The following is a 17,390-nucleotide window of genomic DNA, read 5'->3' as shown; positions in this document are numbered from 1 at the left end:
TCCAGTTTGGGGTCCGAGACTTTACCCTGGGGCGAAGCCTGGACTAGTAAGACAATTCGACTGCCGGGGTTAGGGCAAACCCCTCTCCGGCGCAAGAGGCAGGAGTAGCAAGATTGACGACCATATCACCGCTGATCGCCGGAAACTGGAAGATGAACGGGCTCACCCACTCGCTCGACGAGTTGGCCGAGCTGGCACGGCTTCTGACCACCGGCGCGGCTCCGCGTGCCGTCGTCGTCGTGTGTCCTCCCGCAACGTTGCTGGCGAGCGTTGCCGCGCAGGGAGCCTCCAGCGGCATCCTTGCCGGAGGGCAGGATTGCCATGCAGAAGCCTCGGGCGCCCATACCGGGGACATTTCGGCCAGCATGCTGGCCGATGCCGGAGCCCAATTCGTCATCGTGGGCCATTCGGAACGCCGTGCCCATCACGGCGAAACGGACGCCGTGGTCTGCGCCAAGGCCGAGGCGGGGATCGGCGCCGGGTTGCGCCCGATCATCTGCGTCGGTGAAACCGAGGCGGAGCGCGATGCCGGTGAGGCCGAAGCCGTCGTGGCGCGCCAGTTGGCCGCATCCATTCCGGACGCTGCCGGGCAGCACGACATCGTTGTCGCCTACGAGCCAGTCTGGGCCATCGGCACCGGCCGCACGCCGACACTGGAAGACATTGCCAGCATGCACGGCACTATTCGTGCTGCATTGTGCGAACGGTTCGGCCAGGAGCGCGGCGACGCGTTGCGGATTCTCTATGGTGGTTCGATGAAGCCGCAGAATGCCCGCGAGATTTTGTCGGTCGAAAACGTCAATGGCGGCCTTGTCGGCGGCGCCAGCCTCTTGGCAAAGGACTTCTATACGATTATCTCCGCGGTGTAGCGGAATGGCAGGCTGATCGGTTGGGGCGAATAATCGCCTCCACCGGCTGGTATTTGCCGTTCCAGGGGTGTATGACCCCGCATCCTTTCATAACCGGGGCTGGTTGATCTTGCCTGGCCCCGGCCTGACGCGAAGACAAAGACTGACATGGCCAATGTTCTGCTCGTCGCCTATCTGCTGATCGTCCTGGCACTGATAGTCGTCATCCTGCTGCAGCGCTCCGAGGGCGGCGCCCTTGGTATCGGAGGCGGCAACAATGGCATGATGACGGCACGTGGATCGGCCAACCTGCTGACCCGGACCACGGCGATCCTGGCGACATTGTTCTTTGCATCGGCCATTGGCCTGACCATCCTGAGCGAACTCGACCGCACGACCTCCAGCATTCTGGACAGCGCTGTTTCGACGCCTGACGGCGCCCAGCCCAGCACCGTGCTCGACGCGCTCAATGCCCTTCAAGGCGACCTTCCCGTTCCTGCCCAGTCAGAGACACCGGCTGCTCCTGCGCAGAGCACGGGCACCGACCTGCCGGTCCCGGCTGCGCCCGCTGAAGTGGAAGCACCTGCCGCAACCGCGCCGACGCCCGAGGCTCCCGCGGCAGTGACGGCTCCGGCGCCAGAGGCTCCTGCGGGCACAGAGACAGCGCCGGCGGCGCCGACGGGTAACTAATCCGCCGCAAGGCGTAGCGAAAAAGGGGATGGCAACATCCCCTTCTTCTTTTTGTGTAGAGCGGGATGACCCCTCTGCGAATCGTTGTTGATATGCTTATGGTGATCGCCCATGGCTCGGTACGTTTTCATCACCGGAGGCGTGGTTTCCTCCCTTGGCAAAGGTTTGGCTTCGGCGGCGCTCGGCGCCGTGCTGCAGGCTCGCGGCTACAAGGTCCGCCTGCGCAAGCTCGACCCCTATCTCAATGTCGATCCCGGCACGATGTCGCCGACCCAGCATGGCGAGGTTTTCGTCACCGATGACGGTGCGGAAACCGACCTGGACCTGGGGCATTACGAGCGCTTCACAGGTCGGTCGGCGAACAAGCGCGACAATATCACAACTGGTCGCATCTATTCGGACCTGCTGGCCAAGGAGCGCAAGGGGGAGTTCCTGGGCGCCACGGTGCAGGTCATTCCGCATGTGACCGACGCGATCAAGAATTTCGTTCTCGATGGCAATGAGGACTTCGATTTCGTTCTGGTCGAGATTGGCGGCACGGTCGGCGATATCGAGGGGCTTCCGTTCTTCGAGGCGATCCGCCAGCTGGGCAATGACCTGCCGCGCGGACACGCCGCCTATCTCCACCTCACGCTGATGCCCTATATTCCATCGGCGGGGGAACTGAAGACCAAGCCGACCCAGCATTCGGTCAAGGAATTGCGCTCGATCGGCATTGCGCCGGACGTGCTGCTGGTGCGCTGCGACCGCCCCATCCCCGAGGGCGAGAAGAAGAAACTCTCGCTGTTCTGCAATGTGCGCGAAACCGCGGTCATTCAGGGGCTCGACGTCGGGTCGATCTATGACGTGCCCATGGCTTATCACCAGGAAGGTCTCGACCGCGAAATCCTGGCAGCGCTCGGCATCACCGATGCGCCCGAGCCGGACATGTCGGCTTGGGAAGAGGTGTCGCGCCGCCACCACAATCCCGAGGGCGAGGTCAATATCGCCATCGTGGGCAAGTATACCGGCCTCAAGGATGCCTATAAGTCGCTGTCCGAAGCGCTGACCCATGGGGGTATCGCCAATAAGGTCAAGGTCAACCTGCAATGGATCGACTCGGAAGTGTTTGAGCGGGACGATCCCGCGCCCTATCTTGAGCATGTGCATGGCATCCTCGTGCCGGGCGGTTTCGGCGAGCGCGGCTCGGCCGGCAAGATCGAAGCGGCCCGTTTTGCCCGCACCAAGGACGTGCCTTATTTCGGTATCTGTTTCGGGATGCAGATGGCCTGTATCGAAGCAGCCCGGAATACGGCGGGAATCAAGTCGGCATCTTCCACCGAATTCGGGCCCACCAAGGAGCCTATCGTGGGCATGATGACCGAGTGGGTGAAGGGCAACGAAACGGAAAGCCGCGCGTCGGATGGCGATCTCGGCGGCACGCTGCGCCTGGGCGCCTATCCGGCACAGCTCACGCGCGGCTCGCGCGTTGCCGACATCTATGGCTCGACCCGGATCTCGGAACGCCATCGTCACCGCTACGAGGTGAACATGGACTACCGCAAGGTGCTGGAAAAGAACGGCCTGCTGTTCTCCGGCGTCTCGCCCGACGGCAAGCTGCCTGAAATCGTCGAGCGCACTGACCATCCGTGGTTCATCGGCGTGCAATTCCATCCCGAGCTGAAATCCAAGCCGTTCGAGCCGCATCCGCTGTTCACCAGCTTCATCGCCGCAGCGATGGACCAGAGCCGTCTGGTTTAAACGTGCATGAGGCCGTGAGGGTCTGGACTTGTCCATTCTGACCCTTACGACATCCATGCCAGAGGTGACATTGCGGCAGCTCGAGCCGAGCGATGCGGCCTGTCTGTTCGGCTAGTGCAGGTTAATGCAAACCACCTGACGCGATGGGGCGACTATGCCGATCTGGTGGCATCAAGCATTGAGGATATCGCGGAGGGGCTGACAGACGAGCCCGACCGCCATTATCGCTTCGGTATTTTGCTTTCGGGCGACATGATTGGGCGGGTCGATCTCATCGGCGTCGCGCCGCCAATTTATGGCCTGGGCTATTGGTTAGCCGCATCGCATGTCGGTCGGGGCGTGGCGCAAGCGGCGGTTCGGCGGGTCGTGCACTTTGCCTTCGACACATGTGCCGCCAGCGACATTTATGCGGGTGTCACCCATGGCAATGATCGCAGCATGAGGCTTCTAGGGCGCCTCGGATTTGAAGCGATATCCCGCTTCGACAACTATACTCGTTTTCACCGCAGGCTGCGTTGAATGGGGCGGTGTGGACTGATCCTGCCCGTCGCCAGACCAGGTCGCGTGGGGTTTATGCGTTCTCGCATCGTCCCGGCAGTTGCAACGCCCCGGCAAGCCCGCTAAGCACTCGACTGAATTCAGAATATCACTCAGGACTGCCAAGTGACCCTCGTCGATACCCGCACCCCTGACAAAAAGCGCCTGATTTCCGGTTCGACCGGCGATTGGGAAATCATCATCGGCATGGAAGTGCACGCACAGGTGACGAGTGAGAGCAAGCTGTTCTCCGGGTCTTCTACGGAGTTCGGCAACCCGCCCAATGCCAATGTCAGCTTCGTGGACGCAGCGATGCCGGGCATGTTGCCGGTCATCAACGAGGAATGCGTACGACAGGCCGTGCGCACCGGGCTGGGCCTCAAGGCTCAGATCAACAAGCGCAGCGTGTTCGACCGCAAGAACTATTTCTACCCCGACCTGCCGCAGGGTTACCAGATCTCTCAGTTCAAGGACCCGATCGTCGGCGAAGGCAAGGTGTTGCTGGACGTCGATGGGGAGCAGATCGAGATCGGTATCGAGCGCCTGCACCTCGAGCAGGACGCCGGCAAGTCGATCCACGACCAGCATCCGAACATGAGCTTCGTCGATCTCAACCGCTCGGGCGTGGCGCTGATGGAAATCGTCAGCAAGCCGGACTTGCGCTCGTCAGAGGAAGCCAAGGCGTATCTGTCCAAGCTGCGCACCATCCTGCGCTATCTGGGCACGTGCGACGGCAATATGGAGCAGGGCTCCATGCGGGCCGACGTGAACGTTTCGGTGCGTCGTCCGGGCGGCGAATTCGGCACGCGTTGCGAGATCAAGAACGTCAATTCGATCCGGTTCGCCGGTCAGGCCATCGAATATGAGGCGCGCCGTCAGATCGACATTCTGGAAGATGGCGGCTCCATCGACCAGGAGACGCGCCTGTTCGATCCCAAGAACGGCGAGACGCGCTCGATGCGGTCCAAGGAAGAAGCGCATGATTATCGCTACTTTCCCGACCCGGACCTGCTGCCGCTCGAATTCGACGATGCGTTCATCGCAGCGTTGGCGGAAAACCTGCCGGAACTGCCGGACGAGAAGCAGGCGCGCTTCGTGGCCGATTATGGAGTGACGCCCTATGACGCGCATGTGCTGACGCTGGATCGCGAAACCGCAGATTATTACGAGGCCTGCGTCGCCCATAACGGCAGCAAGCGCGACGGCAAGGCCGTGGCCAACATCCTCAACGGCGACGTGGCCGCCTTTGCCAACAGCCAGGGCCTGGCCGTTTGGGAAACCCATATCAAGCCCGCCCAGATTGCCGGGCTCGTCGACCTGATCGCAGGCGGCACGATCTCGTCGAAGGGCGGCAAGGATGTCCTGCAGATTCTCATCAGCGAGGAGCCCGAGGGGGATCCGGCGGACATCGTTGAGCGCCGCGGCCTCAAGCAGGTGACCGATCTGGGGGCTATCGAGAAGATCGTCGACGAGATCATCGCCGCCAACCCCGATCAGGTGGAGAAGGTCAAAGCCAAGCCGACGATGATCGGCTGGTTCGTTGGCCAGGCGATGAAGGCTTCGGGAGGCAAGGCCAATCCGCAGGCCCTCAACGAGCTGATGAAGCAAAAGCTCGGCATCGAATAAGACAAAGGCGGCGCTGAGCGCCGCCTTTTTTCACGGATTGATGTCGTGGCCCGGTTCCGGCGGCAATGCCGGATCGGGCCTTTCCGTATCCTGGTCATGCCGCAGCGGCGAAGTGTGGGGATTGTCTGCGTCGCCCGTCGGCAGATGCACCGGCATGGGTGGCGCGGGCTCCGGGTGGCTATGGGGGATATCGGGATCGTGGCGATGCGGATCGGTCATCTAGACCTCTCTTGGTTGCGGTTCGTGGCCGGGTTCGGGCGCAATTTCGGGTTCGCGCGGGGGTAGGGGCTCTTCCACCGGCTGGTCGGGACTGGGAGCCTCTTCGGGTCCCGGCGGCACCGGATCGACTGGCTGAGGCTGCGGCGGTTCGGGCTGTGGCACGATCTCGGGAATCGGGCGCGGATCGATGTCGGGTCTGGGTTCGGGCATGGTCATCTCCTCGCTGGCCAACGGCGGGATGGGAGAATTGTTCCGCCGTTAACCCGGCTGGCCCACCCGCCAGATGCGTCGGACCCGTCCGTCAATGAACAGCAGACCGAGGAAAATGACGAGCATGCCCAGAAGCTGGATGGGCAGGATGGTTTCGCCGAGAACGGAGACGCCGATGATGAGTGCGGAGATCGGCGCGATGAAGGTGGTGGTGGCAAAGTTGGTGGCGCCCACCCGCGGCAGGATGCGATACATGATCTGGAAGGTGAAGGCGGTGGACAAAAGGCCGATGGCGAGTGCCGCGCCCCAGCTTTCCGGTCGGGTCATGACGGGAAGCCCTTCGGCCAGCAAGGCCAGCGGAATGGCGATGACGGCCGCGACGGTCAGGGCAATGGCCGCAAAGGCAGTGGGCTCGACATGCCTGTAGCTGCGGGTGATGTTGAGCGAGAGCGCATAGCACAGAGTGGCGCCCAGGCAGGCGGCGACGGCCCAGAGCTGCGAGCTTCCCCCCGATGCGAGCGCCGGCGACACCAGGATGGCCGCGCCGGCAAAGCCGATCAAGACGCCGGTGAACTTGGTGCGCGTGGCTTTCTCCCCGCCGATCCAGAAATGGGAGACGATGGCAGTGACCATCGGCGTCAGGGCGTTGATGATGGCCGCAATGCCGCTGGCGAGATGGGCCTGGGCGAGCGGGAACAGCGCAAAGGGAACGGCATAGGCAATGACACCGAGCGCGCCCAACTGCAGCCAGAGCCTGGGCTCGCGTGGGATCGGCTTGCGCAGGGCGAGCAGAAAAGCCCAACAGCCGAGGGCACCGATGCCGACACGCAGTGAGGTGACCCAGAGCGGACCGATCTCCCGGATCAGGATGGCATTGAAGACGAAGGAGCAGCCCCAGATGGCGCCCAACATGATGATCAAGGCCCAGTCACGCAGACTCATGGCGTCCCCTCCGTAAAGGCCGGCACGCTATTCCTGACGCTGCACCAGGTCGAACCGATTTTGACGATGGACCGGATCAATTCCAGTGATGGACGATCAGATGTGGACCTCACCGGCGGCCAGCATTCGCAGGGCCTGGGGATAGATGCGATGTTCCTCGACCAGCACGCGGGCGGAGAGGGTCTCGGGCGTATCGGTGGCGAGGACCGGCACCCGGGCCTGGAGAATAGCCGGGCCTTCATCAAGGCCTGGGGTGACGAAATGGACCGTGCAGCCATGCTCCGTCGCGCCGTCCGCGATCGCGCGCTCATGGGTGTGAAGGCCTTTATAGGCGGGAAGCAGCGAAGGGTGAATGTTGATGAGCCGGCCCTGCCAGCGATCAACGAAGTCCTCGCCAAGGATGCGCATGAAGCCGGCGAGGCAAACGATCTCCGTTTCCCAGCTTTCAAGCACCTGGGTCATGGTGTCTTCGAACATATCGCGGCTGGGGAACTTGCTTTGGGCGAGCGATGCCGTGGCAAGGCCATGGGAAGCTGCGAGCGCAAGGCCTGGGGCGCTGGCCCTGTTGGACAGCACGCCGACGATCTCCGCGGGATAATCCGCGGCCTGTGCAGCCTCGATCAGCGTGGCCATATTGGAGCCACGGCCGGAAATCAGGATGGCGACCTTTTTGCGGGTCACAGCGCGAGCTTGCCCCGGAAGGTGACGGCGTCGCCGTTGCGTTCCGCCAATTGGCCGACAATCGAGGCAATTTCGCCCGAAGCCGTCAGGCTCTCAACCAGCTTGTCGGCATCCTCGGGGGAAACGGCGACCAGCATGCCGACGCCGCAATTGAAGGTGCGCAGCATTTCACGCTCTTCCATGCCGCCGGTCCTGCTGAGCCAGCCAAAGACCGCCGGGACGGTCACCGCCGCAAGATCAATGTCGGCCGCCAGGTGCTCGGGCAGGACGCGCGGTATATTGTCGATAAATCCGCCACCGGTGATGTGGGCGAGCGCCTTGATGGCAAGGCCGTCTTTGAGGGCGGCCAGGAGCGGCTTTACATAAATGCGGGTCGGCTCGAGCAGCGCTTCGGCCAGGGTCTTGCCGTCGGCAAAGGGTGCGGGAGCATCCCAAGCGAGGCCGGATATATCGACGATCTTGCGGACCAGCGAATAGCCGTTCGAATGCACGCCGGAAGAGGCAATGGCCACGAGCACGTCGCCTGCGCCGATATCCTTGCGCGGCAGCAGATTGTCGCGCTCGGCAGCGCCGACGGCAAAGCCGGCAAGATCATAGTCGTTGCCGTGATACATGCCGGGCATTTCGGCGGTCTCGCCGCCAATAAGGGCGCAGCCGGCCAGGCGACACCCATGGGCGATGCCTTCGACAATGGCCGTGCCCTGGGTAACGTCCAGCTTACCGGTGGCGAAATAGTCGAGGAAGAACAGGGGTTCGGCGCCCTGGACGACAAGATCGTTGACGCACATGGCCACGAGGTCCTGGCCGATAGTGTCGTGCCTGCCGGTGTCGATGGCGATCTTGAGCTTGGTGCCGACGCCGTCATTGGCGGCCACCAGGACCGGGTCTCTGAACCCGGCGGCCTTGAGGTCGAACAGACCACCGAAGCCACCGATCTCGCCATCGGCGCCGGGGCGACGCGTTGAGCGCACAGCGGGCTTGATGGCTTCCACAAGGGCATTTCCTGCGTCGATGTCGACGCCTGCCTGCTTGTACGATAGACCGTTTGGTGGCAGGTTTTGCGCGTCGGACATGAGCCTCAATGCCAATGCTGGGGATTGCGGGCGCAATGGGATGCGCGCATTCCGGGTTGGTTGAATTTTTCGGTGCTGGCCGTTAGACGGCCTGATAGCTTTTCGCTTACTCATACGCAAGGGCCGCCCGGCACCATGTCGCTTCGAAATCAAGTGCTCATCTGGATCGGCCTGCTCCTGGCATTGATCCTGGTCCTGTGGGTGTTTCGCGGCATCCTGCTGCCCTTCGTCGTGGGCACCGCGTTGGCCTATCTGCTGAACCCGCTGGCCACGCAGCTGCAGAAATGGCGCTTCAACCGGGTGTGGGCCAGTGTGGTGGTGCTGCTGAGCATGATGACAATCGTGGTCAGCCTGTTTTCGATTTTCGTGCCGCTGATCGGCCAACAGATCATCGGGCTGATCCAGAGGCTGCCGGCCTATTTCAGCGATCTGCAGGAACTGGCGACCCGCTATTCGCCCGAACTCAACGAATGGCTCGGCCCCGAACGCGCCGCTCAGGTGCAGATCACCATCAACGACCTGACGCGCAGCGCACTTGGCTTTATCGCCACATTGCCGGCTGAACTGGTCAATATCGGGCTGACCGGCGCCGCAGTGGTGGGCTTCACCATCCTTTCGCCCGTGGTTGCCTTTTACCTGCTGCTCGACTGGCAGGGCATGGTGCGGGGCATCGACGGCCTGCTGCCGAAAGCGCATAAGAGCGAAATCAAAGGTATCCTGCGCGATATTGATCGGTCGATGGCGGGCGTTATTCGCGGGCAGGGTGGCGTTTTGCTGATCGACGCGGCCTTTTACGCCACAGCGCTCAGCCTGATCGGCCTGAATTTCGGCCTCGCCGTGGGGCTCATTTCCGGGCTGATCAGCTTCATTCCGTTTGCGGGCTTCACGCTCGGCCTCAGCCTGTCGGTCGGCATAGCGATCGTTCAGTTCGCACCCAATTGGTGGATGGTCGCCGGTGTCGCCAGCATCTTTTTGTTCTGGCAGTTCATCGAGGGCAATGTGCTCTATCCCAAGCTTGTCGGGTCTTCGATCAACATCAATCCGGTATGGATGATGTTTGCGCTCCTGGCACTGGGAGCGGTATTCGGTTTTGTCGGCCTGCTGCTGGCCGTGCCGATGGCGGCCATTGCATCGGTGCTGGTGCGCTATGGCGTGCGCAAGTACAAGGAAAGCTCGCTCTATCTGGGACAGGGCGATACGCCGGGTAACGATGCCGCTGCGTGAGGACGGACCGCGGCAATTGCCGCTCGACCTGGGGCATGAACCATCCCACGCCGAGGACGACTTCCTTGTTGGGGAGGGCAATGCGCTGGCGCATGGCCGCATCCTTGCCTGGCCGCACTGGCCTGATGGCATGACCCTGCTGATCGGTCCGGCGGCATCGGGCAAGTCTCATCTGGCGCGCATCTTTCTCGACCGCGCCCATGCCAACACGGTAACGCCTGAGACAATCGCATCCATCGCGGCGGCTGGTGGCCGAGCAGCGCTGCTGATCGAGGACGTGGACCGGGCCGGTTACGACGAGCATGCTCTGTTCCACCTTCTCAACCAGGCGATGCGGGGCGAACGGGCCCTGCTGATGACGGCGCGGGCCGAGGTCGGCGACTGGCCCCTGGTGACAGACGATGCACGCTCGCGGGCCCGCCGGGCGGCAACCTTTCGGTTACGTGTGAGCGATGACATTGAACTGTCACAGATGTTCGTGAAATTATTCGGGGACCGGCAAATCAAAGTCGACCCCCGGGTCATCGGCTATATCGTGCCGCGCATGGAGCGCAGCCCCGAAGAAGCTGCTGCCCTGGTTGAGCTTCTTGACCGGCTGGCCCTTGCCAAGGGGACGGCCGTTACCCGCAACTTGGCCGCAGAGGCGCTGGCGCAGAGGCAGGACTTGCGCGAAGCCGCCGAACAGGATTGGGACGCAGATCACGATGAATGACATGAGCGAGTTCGCCGAAACCGGCTCGGCCGGCCCCGATGCGGAGGCCCTGCGCACCAGCCCGGCGCGGTTCGTCAACCGTGAGGTCAGCTGGCTGCAATTCAACATGCGAGTGCTGGAGGAAGCCGGAAACACGTCCCATCCGCTGCTTGAGCGGCTCCGCTTCGTTTCGATCTCGGCCAACAATCTCGACGAGTTCTACATGGTTCGGGTCGCCGGTATCAAAGGCCAGATCCGGGCCGGGCTTTCCAAACAGAGCGCCGACGGGCTGACCCCGAGCGAACAGCTCGAGGAAATCGCCACGCTGGCCCAGCATCTCCAGCTCGAGCAGCAGGACCACTGGAAGGAACTGCGCGAGGAATTGTTCGCGCAGAACGTGGTAATCCACGAGGCCGACGATCTCAGTGCCGAGCAGATCGCCTATCTCCAGAAGCTGTTCCGCGAGGAAATCTTCCCGGTCTTGACCCCCATCGCCGTGGACCCAGCGCATCCGTTTCCCTTCATCCCCAATCTGGGATTGGCGCTGGCCTTCGAGCTCAAGCGTCCCAACAGCGACCAGAACCTGACCGCCTTGGTGCGTATTCCAGGCAATCTCGATCGCTTCATCAATCTGCCCTCAGGGCTGGTGTCGGAGGGACGCAGCGAAGTCGTCACCATCGATACCCTGGTCAAGCTGTTCTTCCACAAGATGTTTCCCGGCCATGAAGTGGTGGGCTCGGGCGCGTTCCGCATCATTCGGGACAGCGAAATCGAAATCGACGACGAGGCGGCCGACCTGGTGGTGGAGTTCGAATCCGCCCTGCGGCAGCGTCGGCGCGGTCAGGTGATCCGGCTCGAAATCGAACGGTCCATGCCGCGTGCGCTGAAGCGACAGATCGGCGAGCAATTGGGCGTCAAGGAAGCCGATGTCTTCGAGGTGCAGGGCTTCCTGGGCCTCGCAGATGCGCGCAAGATCTGCGACATCGAGCGGCCGGACCTCAAGTTTTCGCCCTATCTTGCGCGTTTCCCCGAACGTATCCGCGATTACAATGGCGACAGTTTCGCCGCCATCCGCGCCAAGGACATATTGGTGCACCATCCGTTCGAAAGCTTCGACGTGGTCGCGCAATTCCTGATGCAGGCCGCCCGCGATCCAGACGTGGTTGCCATCAAGCAGACGCTTTACCGCACATCTTCGGACAGCCCGATCGTCAAGGCACTGATCATGGCAGCCGAAGCGGGCAAGTCGGTGACCTGCCTGGTCGAGCTCAAGGCGCGGTTCGACGAGGAAGCCAATATTCGCTGGGCACGCGATCTCGAACGGGCGGGTGCGCAGGTCGTGTTCGGCTTCATCGAACTCAAGACCCATGCCAAGCTCAGCCAGGTGGTCCGGCGCGAAAAGGGCAAGCTGGTGAGCTATTGCCACATCGGCACCGGCAATTACCACCCGATCACCGCCAAGATTTATACCGACCTCAGCTACTTCACCATCGACCCTGCCATCACGCGGGACGTGGCGCGGGTGTTCAATTTCATCACCGGCTATGCAAGGCCGACGGAGCTGGAAACGTTGGCCGTATCGCCGGTAAACCTACGCCAGACCCTGCTCGACAATATCGCTCGGGAGATCGAGCTGTCGCGCAATGGGCAGCCGTCGCATATCCTGCTCAAGATGAACTCGCTGGTAGACCCGCAGGTCATCGACGCGCTTTACGATGCGAGCCAGGCGGGGGTGAAGGTCGAGCTGATCGTGCGGGGCATCTGTTGCCTGCGTCCGGGCATTCCAGGCTTCTCGGATAATATTCGGGTCAAGTCCGTGGTTGGCCGCTTCCTCGAGCACAGCCGCATCTATTGCTTCGGCAATGGCGAATTGATGCCGTCAGCAAGGGCGAAGGTATATATTTCCTCTGCCGACCTGATGGGGCGCAACCTCGACGGTCGTGTCGAGGTGATGGTGCCCATCCTCAACAAGACGGTTCACAAGCAGATCCTCGACCAGATCATGGTTGCCTATCTCAAGGACAACCAGCAAAGTTGGGAAGTGCTCCCGGACGGCAGCTCGCACCGTGTCCGGATGAACGAGGGCGATGAACCTTTCAACGCCCATAACTATTTCATGACCAATCCGTCGCTGTCGGGTCGCGGCAGCGCGGGCATGGTGGACTCCGACGAGGGTTAAGCTTGGTCCAGTTCTGGGGCGTCGACGCCGATCCGACCGCGCAGGGGCGCATCAAGGGTGCCCGTCCCGTTGCGGTGCTGGATATCGGCTCAAATTCAGTGCGCCTGGTGGTCTATGAACGCCATGCGCGGGCGCTGACGCCGCTCTACAACGAGAAATCCTCGTGTGCACTGGGCCGGGGCATTGCCAAGAGCGGCAGGCTCTCGGACGCCAGCATGGCCACGGCCATCGACGCCATCCGCCGCTTTGCGATGGTGGCCAGAATGATGCGGGTCGGCAAGGTTCATATCCTTGCCACTTCCGCTGTGCGCGAGGCCAGCAACCGGAAAGAGTTTGTCGCTGCCGTCGAAGCCGTGATGGAGACCTCCGTCAATGTGCTGAGCGGCGAAGAGGAGGCCCATTTCGCTGCCCTTGGTGTCGTGGCCGGCATACCGGGCTTCTCGGGCATTGTCGGCGATCTGGGGGGCGGTAGCCTCGAATTGTCCGCCATTGCCAATGGTGCCGATACGAATGGGGAAAGCCATGAGCTAGGCGTCATCCGTCTTCAGGACGATGCCGACGGATCTCCGGTAAAAGCTGCCGAGTTGGTGCGGGCGCAACTGAGCAAGAGCATTCTGGCCGGTACCTCGCCCGGGGGGCGCTTTGCGGCCATCGGCGGAACCTGGCGATCGCTCGCCAAGCTGCATCAGGCCCGCACAGATTATGCCCTGCACATGGTGCAGAACTATGTCGTGTCAGCCGCCGAGATGATTGCGTTCTGCCAGTCCATCGTCGACGCGGATTCCTGCAAGAATTATCCCGGGTCGGGTTCGGTCAGCTCGTCACGGCGGGAACTGGTGCCGATCGGTGCAGCCGTCATGGCCGAGGTTCTCAAGGCCGGTCATTTCGAGAGTATCGTCTTTTCGGCGCTCGGCGTGCGCGAGGGCTATCTCTACGGCAAGCTGGACCAGCGCGAGCGCAGCATCGACCCGCTGATCCAGGGCGCCGAAGAGCTTTCGGTGCTGCGATCGCGCTCGCCCGCCCATGCCAATGACCTCATAGAATTCACCGGGCAATATCTCGGCGCGGCCAATATCCTGGAAACGCCTTCGGAATTTCGCCTGCGCACGGTGGTATGCCTGCTTTCCGATATCGGCTGGCGCTCGCACCCCGATTATCGCGGCCCGCAAAGCGTGGACGCGGTGGCCTATGGATCATTGACCGGTGTCGATCATCCTGGCCGCGCCTTTCTGGCCCAGGCCATTGCCGTTCGCTATGACGGGCTCAAGAGCAAGGCGGCGCAGGCGCTGGTGTCGCTGGGTACGCCAGAGCAGACCGCGCGAGCCCGGCTCATTGGCGCACTGTTCCGGGTTGCCTATCCCATGACTGCGGCCATGCCCGGCATTTTGCCCAGGACACGGTTCAGCCTCGTCGACACTTCGCTGGTGCTGCATCTGCCGACCGACTTCGCGTTTCTCAACGGCGATCACCTGCGCAATCGCCTCCGCCAATTCGCGGAGGCCGCCGGCCACAGCGAATCCCGGATCGAAATCGGCTGACCTATTCGGCTGCGGCGGCGCGGTCGACCGCGATTTCCACAATACCCTTGCGCGTCGCCACAAGACCGACGCGACCATGCTTGATGGCCAAGGCCTTCTCGCCGAAGAGCTTGCGCCGCCAGCCCCTCAGGGCAGGCACATCGGCCTCGTCGTCGAGCACCAGCGCATCGATTTCGTCGGACGTGGCAATGATGCGGGCGGCCACGCCGTGCTGTTCCGCGACGGCCTTGAGGAGGACGCGGATGAGATCGCCTACGGCGCCCTTGGGGGAGGGGCCGCGATAGCGCTCCGGCATCGGCGGCAATGCAGCCTTCGGCAGCGCCTCGACATCCTTGAGCAGGGCAATGATCTCACCGGCAGCTCCACTGCGACCGAAGCCGCGGGGCACGGCCCGCAGTTTTTCGAAAGCATCGGCAGTCAGAGGGCGCTGGGTGGCGAGCTCGGCCAGAACGTCGTCCTTGAGAATGCGGCTGCGCGGCTGGTCCGTCTCCTGGGCGCGCCGTTCACGCCATTGCGCCAGTACCTTGAGCGCCGCGATGTCGCGGGGGCGGTTGAACTTCATCTTCAACCGTTCCCAGGCCTGCTCGGGCTTGACCACGTAGGTATCGATGCTGCGCAGGGCCGTCATTTCATCCTCGACCCAATCCCAGCGACGGGCCGCTTCCACCTGGCGCCGCAACTCACGATAGATGTCGCGCAGCCAGGTCACGTCGGCCAAGGCGTAGGAAAGCTGCTTTTCCGACAGCGGACGTGCCGACCAGTCGGTAAAGCGCGAGGACTTGTCGAGCTCGATCTTGCAGATCGAGCGCACGAGGCTGTCATAGGACGCACTGTCTCCAAAGCCGCATACACTGGCCGCCACCTGGGTATCGAAGATGTTGTTCGGCACGGCGCCGGTCAACTTGACGAAGATTTCTATATCTTGGCGTGCGGCGTGGAATACCTTGGTCACACCGGGATTGGCCAGAAGCGCGAAGAATGGGGCCAGGCGGATGTCGGGCGCCAGAGGATCGATGAGCACAGCCTCATCGTCCGTAGCGACCTGGATCAGACAGAGGCGGGGCCAATAAGTTGTTTCGCGGAGGAATTCGGTATCGACCGTAACAAATTCATACTGGGCAGCGCGCTCGCAGAACGCGGCGAGCACGTCTGTGGATACAATCAAGTCCATACCGGCAACCGTCCTAAAAAAGTCAATATTCTTACTAGCAGGTGTTGCCCGATTGCTCCACCGTCGATTTCCCTTGCGGACGAGCGACAAAAGCCGATATGCCCCGCAGCTTGACAAGGGCGGGTGGCCATGCGCTTTTCCGCCCCACAATCCGGCCTTTTCCCTAGCAAAATCCGAGCTTCGACATGACCCTACATCGCTACCGCACCCACACCTGTGGCGCCCTGACGGCGGCTGATGCTGGCAATAATGTGCGCCTGAGCGGCTGGGTTCACCGCGTCCGAGACCATGGCGGATTGCTGTTCATCGACCTGCGCGACCATTATGGAATCACCCAGTGCGTGATCGACCCCGATTCTGCCGCCTTCCCGCTGGCCGAAAAAGTGCGCTCCGAATGGGTGCTGCGCATCGACGGCGAGGTGAAGCTGCGCGACGCATCGGCGGTCAATTCCAACATTCCGACCGGCGCCATCGAAATCTTTATCCGCGAGATCGAAGTTCTCTCCGCGGCCAAGGAATTGCCGTTGCCGGTCTTTGGTGATGCCGATTATCCCGAGGATATTCGCCTGCGTTACCGGTTCCTGGATCTCCGTCGCGAGAAGCTCCACAACAATATCGTCAAGCGCACCAAGATCATTTCGGCCATGCGCGCCGGCATGGGCGGGGCAGGGTTCACCGAATTCTCGACCCCCATCCTGACCGCATCATCGCCTGAAGGCGCGCGCGACTTCCTCGTGCCGAGCCGCATTCATCCCGGCAAGTTCTTCGCGCTGCCGCAGGCGCCCCAGCAATACAAGCAGCTGCTGATGGTGGCGGGCTTCGATCGCTACTTCCAGGTCGCGCCTTGCTTCCGCGACGAAGACCCGCGTGCCGACCGGCTTCCGGGCGAGTTCTACCAGCTGGACCTGGAAATGAGCTTCGTGACCCAGGAAGACGTGTGGAACACTGTCGAGCCGGTCATGACCTCGGTGTTCGAGCAGTTCGCCGATGGCAAGCGCGTCACCAAGGGCTGGCCGCGCATCCCCTATTCCGAGGCGATCCGCAAGTATGGCTCAGACAAGCCGGACCTGCGCAACCCGATCGAGATCCAGGCTGTTACAGAGCATTTTGCCGGCTCTGGCTTCAAGGTTTTCGCCAACCAAATCGAGGCCGATCCGAAGGTCGAAGTCTGGGCCATTCCCGCCAAGAATAAGGTTGGCGCCGAGCCGATCGGCCGTGCGTTCTGCGATCGCATGAATGCCTGGGCGCAAGGCGAGGGCCAGCCTGGTCTGGGCTATATCTTCTTCAAGGACGGTGCCGGTTCGGGCCCGATTGCCAAGAATATCGGCGAAGAGCGTACGGCTGCCCTCAAGGCACAGCTGGGTCTGGGCGATGGCGATGCGGTGTTCTTCGTCGCCGGCCGTCCGGAGAAGTTCTACAAGTTTGCCGGCGAGGCCCGTACCAAGGTCGGCACTGATCTGGGCGTGGTCGACACCGAGCAGTACGCGCTGTGCTGGATCGTCGATTTCCCGTTCTATGAGTGGAGCGAGGAAGAAAAGCGCATCGACTTTGCGCATAATCCCTTCTCCATGCCCCAGGGCGGGATCGATGGCCTCAATAGCGACGATCCGCTGTCCCTGAAGGCCTACCAGTACGATGCCGTCTGCAATGGCTTTGAAATCGCTTCCGGTTCGATCCGTAACCAGGAACCCGAGACCATGGTCAAGGCGTTCGAGTTGACCGGCAAGTCGCGGGAAGAGGTCGAGGAGCAGTTCGGCGGTCTTTATCGTGCTTTCCAGTATGGCGCGCCGCCGCATGGTGGTGCGGCCTTCGGTATCGACCGCATCGTGATGCTGCTGTGCGGCGTGCAGAACCTGCGCGAGATCACGGCCTTCCCAATGAACCAGCAGGCCGAAGACCTGCTGATGGGCGCACCGAGCCCGGCAGACAACAAGCAATTGCGCGAACTGAGCATTCGGCTGAACGTCCAGAGCTGAGCTGTTCACCAACACAATCAAGGGGCGGTCCGGTGGGCCGCCCCC

16 protein-coding genes are annotated in these 17,390 nt (G+C 62.2%); 10 read left to right on the top strand and 6 right to left on the bottom strand.

Features of this window, described 5'->3' with window-relative positions:
- Window positions 1-113: 113 nt before the first annotated feature.
- From tpiA to gatB, 5 genes are all read left to right on the top strand, one after another.
- The gene (gene tpiA, locus VE26_RS06585) at window positions 114-869 is read left to right on the top strand and encodes a triose-phosphate isomerase (protein WP_084620055.1); all 756 of its coding nucleotides are present in this window, start codon (window positions 114-116) and stop codon (window positions 867-869) included.
- A gap of 147 nt (window positions 870-1,016) precedes the next feature.
- Window positions 1,017-1,538 carry a preprotein translocase subunit SecG gene (secG, locus tag VE26_RS06580; RefSeq protein ID WP_046104250.1) on the top strand — a complete coding sequence of 174 codons (522 nt, stop codon included), beginning with the start codon at window positions 1,017-1,019 and terminating at the stop codon, window positions 1,536-1,538.
- Window positions 1,539-1,649: 111 nt separating this feature from the next.
- Entirely contained in the window at window positions 1,650-3,278 is a 1,629-nt protein-coding gene (locus VE26_RS06575) for a CTP synthase (protein ID WP_046104249.1), read from the top strand.
- Between the two features lie 114 nt (window positions 3,279-3,392).
- Entirely contained in the window at window positions 3,393-3,797 is a 405-nt protein-coding gene (locus tag VE26_RS06570) for a GNAT family N-acetyltransferase (protein WP_052715725.1), read from the top strand.
- 144 nt (window positions 3,798-3,941) lie between these two features.
- Complete coding sequence (gene gatB, locus VE26_RS06565) at window positions 3,942-5,441, top strand: Asp-tRNA(Asn)/Glu-tRNA(Gln) amidotransferase subunit GatB (RefSeq protein WP_046104247.1); 1,500 nt, start codon at window positions 3,942-3,944, stop codon at window positions 5,439-5,441.
- A 30-nt stretch (window positions 5,442-5,471) separates the two neighbouring features.
- On the opposite strand, the gene VE26_RS17755 is transcribed toward gatB, so the two are convergent.
- The 5 genes from VE26_RS17755 to purM form a co-directional block, all read right to left on the bottom strand.
- Window positions 5,472-5,660: a hypothetical protein gene (locus tag VE26_RS17755; RefSeq protein ID WP_152658744.1), complete on the bottom strand. Its 189-nt coding sequence runs from the start codon at window positions 5,658-5,660 to the stop codon at window positions 5,472-5,474.
- Window positions 5,661-5,870 carry a hypothetical protein gene (locus VE26_RS06560; RefSeq protein WP_152658743.1) on the bottom strand — a complete coding sequence of 70 codons (210 nt, stop codon included), beginning with the start codon at window positions 5,868-5,870 and terminating at the stop codon, window positions 5,661-5,663.
- A gap of 48 nt (window positions 5,871-5,918) precedes the next feature.
- Complete coding sequence (locus VE26_RS06555) at window positions 5,919-6,812, bottom strand: DMT family transporter (protein ID WP_046104245.1); 894 nt, start codon at window positions 6,810-6,812, stop codon at window positions 5,919-5,921.
- 96 nt (window positions 6,813-6,908) lie between these two features.
- Entirely contained in the window at window positions 6,909-7,493 is a 585-nt protein-coding gene (gene purN, locus VE26_RS06550; RefSeq protein ID WP_052715724.1) for a phosphoribosylglycinamide formyltransferase, read from the bottom strand.
- A complete protein-coding gene (gene purM / locus VE26_RS06545; protein WP_046104244.1) occupies window positions 7,490-8,566 on the bottom strand; it encodes a phosphoribosylformylglycinamidine cyclo-ligase in 1,077 nt (358 codons plus the stop codon). Before purM ends, purN begins: the two co-directional genes overlap by 4 nt.
- A gap of 153 nt (window positions 8,567-8,719) precedes the next feature.
- Between purM and VE26_RS06540 the strand changes: the two genes are divergently transcribed.
- From VE26_RS06540 to VE26_RS06525, 4 genes are read left to right on the top strand one after another with little or no spacing between them, the layout of a single operon-like run.
- A complete protein-coding gene (locus tag VE26_RS06540; RefSeq protein ID WP_160297814.1) occupies window positions 8,720-9,790 on the top strand; it encodes an AI-2E family transporter in 1,071 nt (356 codons plus the stop codon).
- Window positions 9,777-10,502 carry a P-loop NTPase family protein gene (locus VE26_RS06535; RefSeq protein WP_046104242.1) on the top strand — a complete coding sequence of 242 codons (726 nt, stop codon included), beginning with the start codon at window positions 9,777-9,779 and terminating at the stop codon, window positions 10,500-10,502. Before VE26_RS06540 ends, VE26_RS06535 begins: the two co-directional genes overlap by 14 nt.
- Window positions 10,495-12,660 (top strand): RNA degradosome polyphosphate kinase, encoded by a 2,166-nt coding sequence (locus VE26_RS06530; protein WP_052715723.1) that lies wholly within the window; start codon window positions 10,495-10,497, stop codon window positions 12,658-12,660. Before VE26_RS06535 ends, VE26_RS06530 begins: the two co-directional genes overlap by 8 nt.
- Before the next feature lie 2 nt (window positions 12,661-12,662).
- A complete protein-coding gene (locus VE26_RS06525; protein ID WP_046104241.1) occupies window positions 12,663-14,198 on the top strand; it encodes a Ppx/GppA phosphatase family protein in 1,536 nt (511 codons plus the stop codon).
- 1 nt (window position 14,199) lies between these two features.
- Here VE26_RS06525 and rnd read toward each other — a convergent pair whose 3' ends face one another.
- The gene (rnd, locus tag VE26_RS06520) at window positions 14,200-15,369 is read right to left on the bottom strand and encodes a ribonuclease D (protein WP_046104240.1); all 1,170 of its coding nucleotides are present in this window, start codon (window positions 15,367-15,369) and stop codon (window positions 14,200-14,202) included.
- 185 nt (window positions 15,370-15,554) lie between these two features.
- On the opposite strand from rnd, the gene aspS reads away from it, so the two are divergent.
- On the top strand, window positions 15,555-17,345 hold the full coding sequence (gene aspS, locus VE26_RS06515; RefSeq protein WP_046104239.1) for an aspartate--tRNA ligase: 1,791 nt from the start codon (window positions 15,555-15,557) through the stop codon (window positions 17,343-17,345).
- Window positions 17,346-17,390: the final 45 nt, after the last annotated feature.

Source organism: Devosia chinhatensis, from assembly GCF_000969445.1.
GTDB lineage: Bacteria > Pseudomonadota > Alphaproteobacteria > Rhizobiales > Devosiaceae > Devosia > Devosia chinhatensis.
The sequence above is the reverse complement of the archived record's forward strand: the minus strand, read 5'-3'. Positions and strand labels throughout refer to the sequence as shown.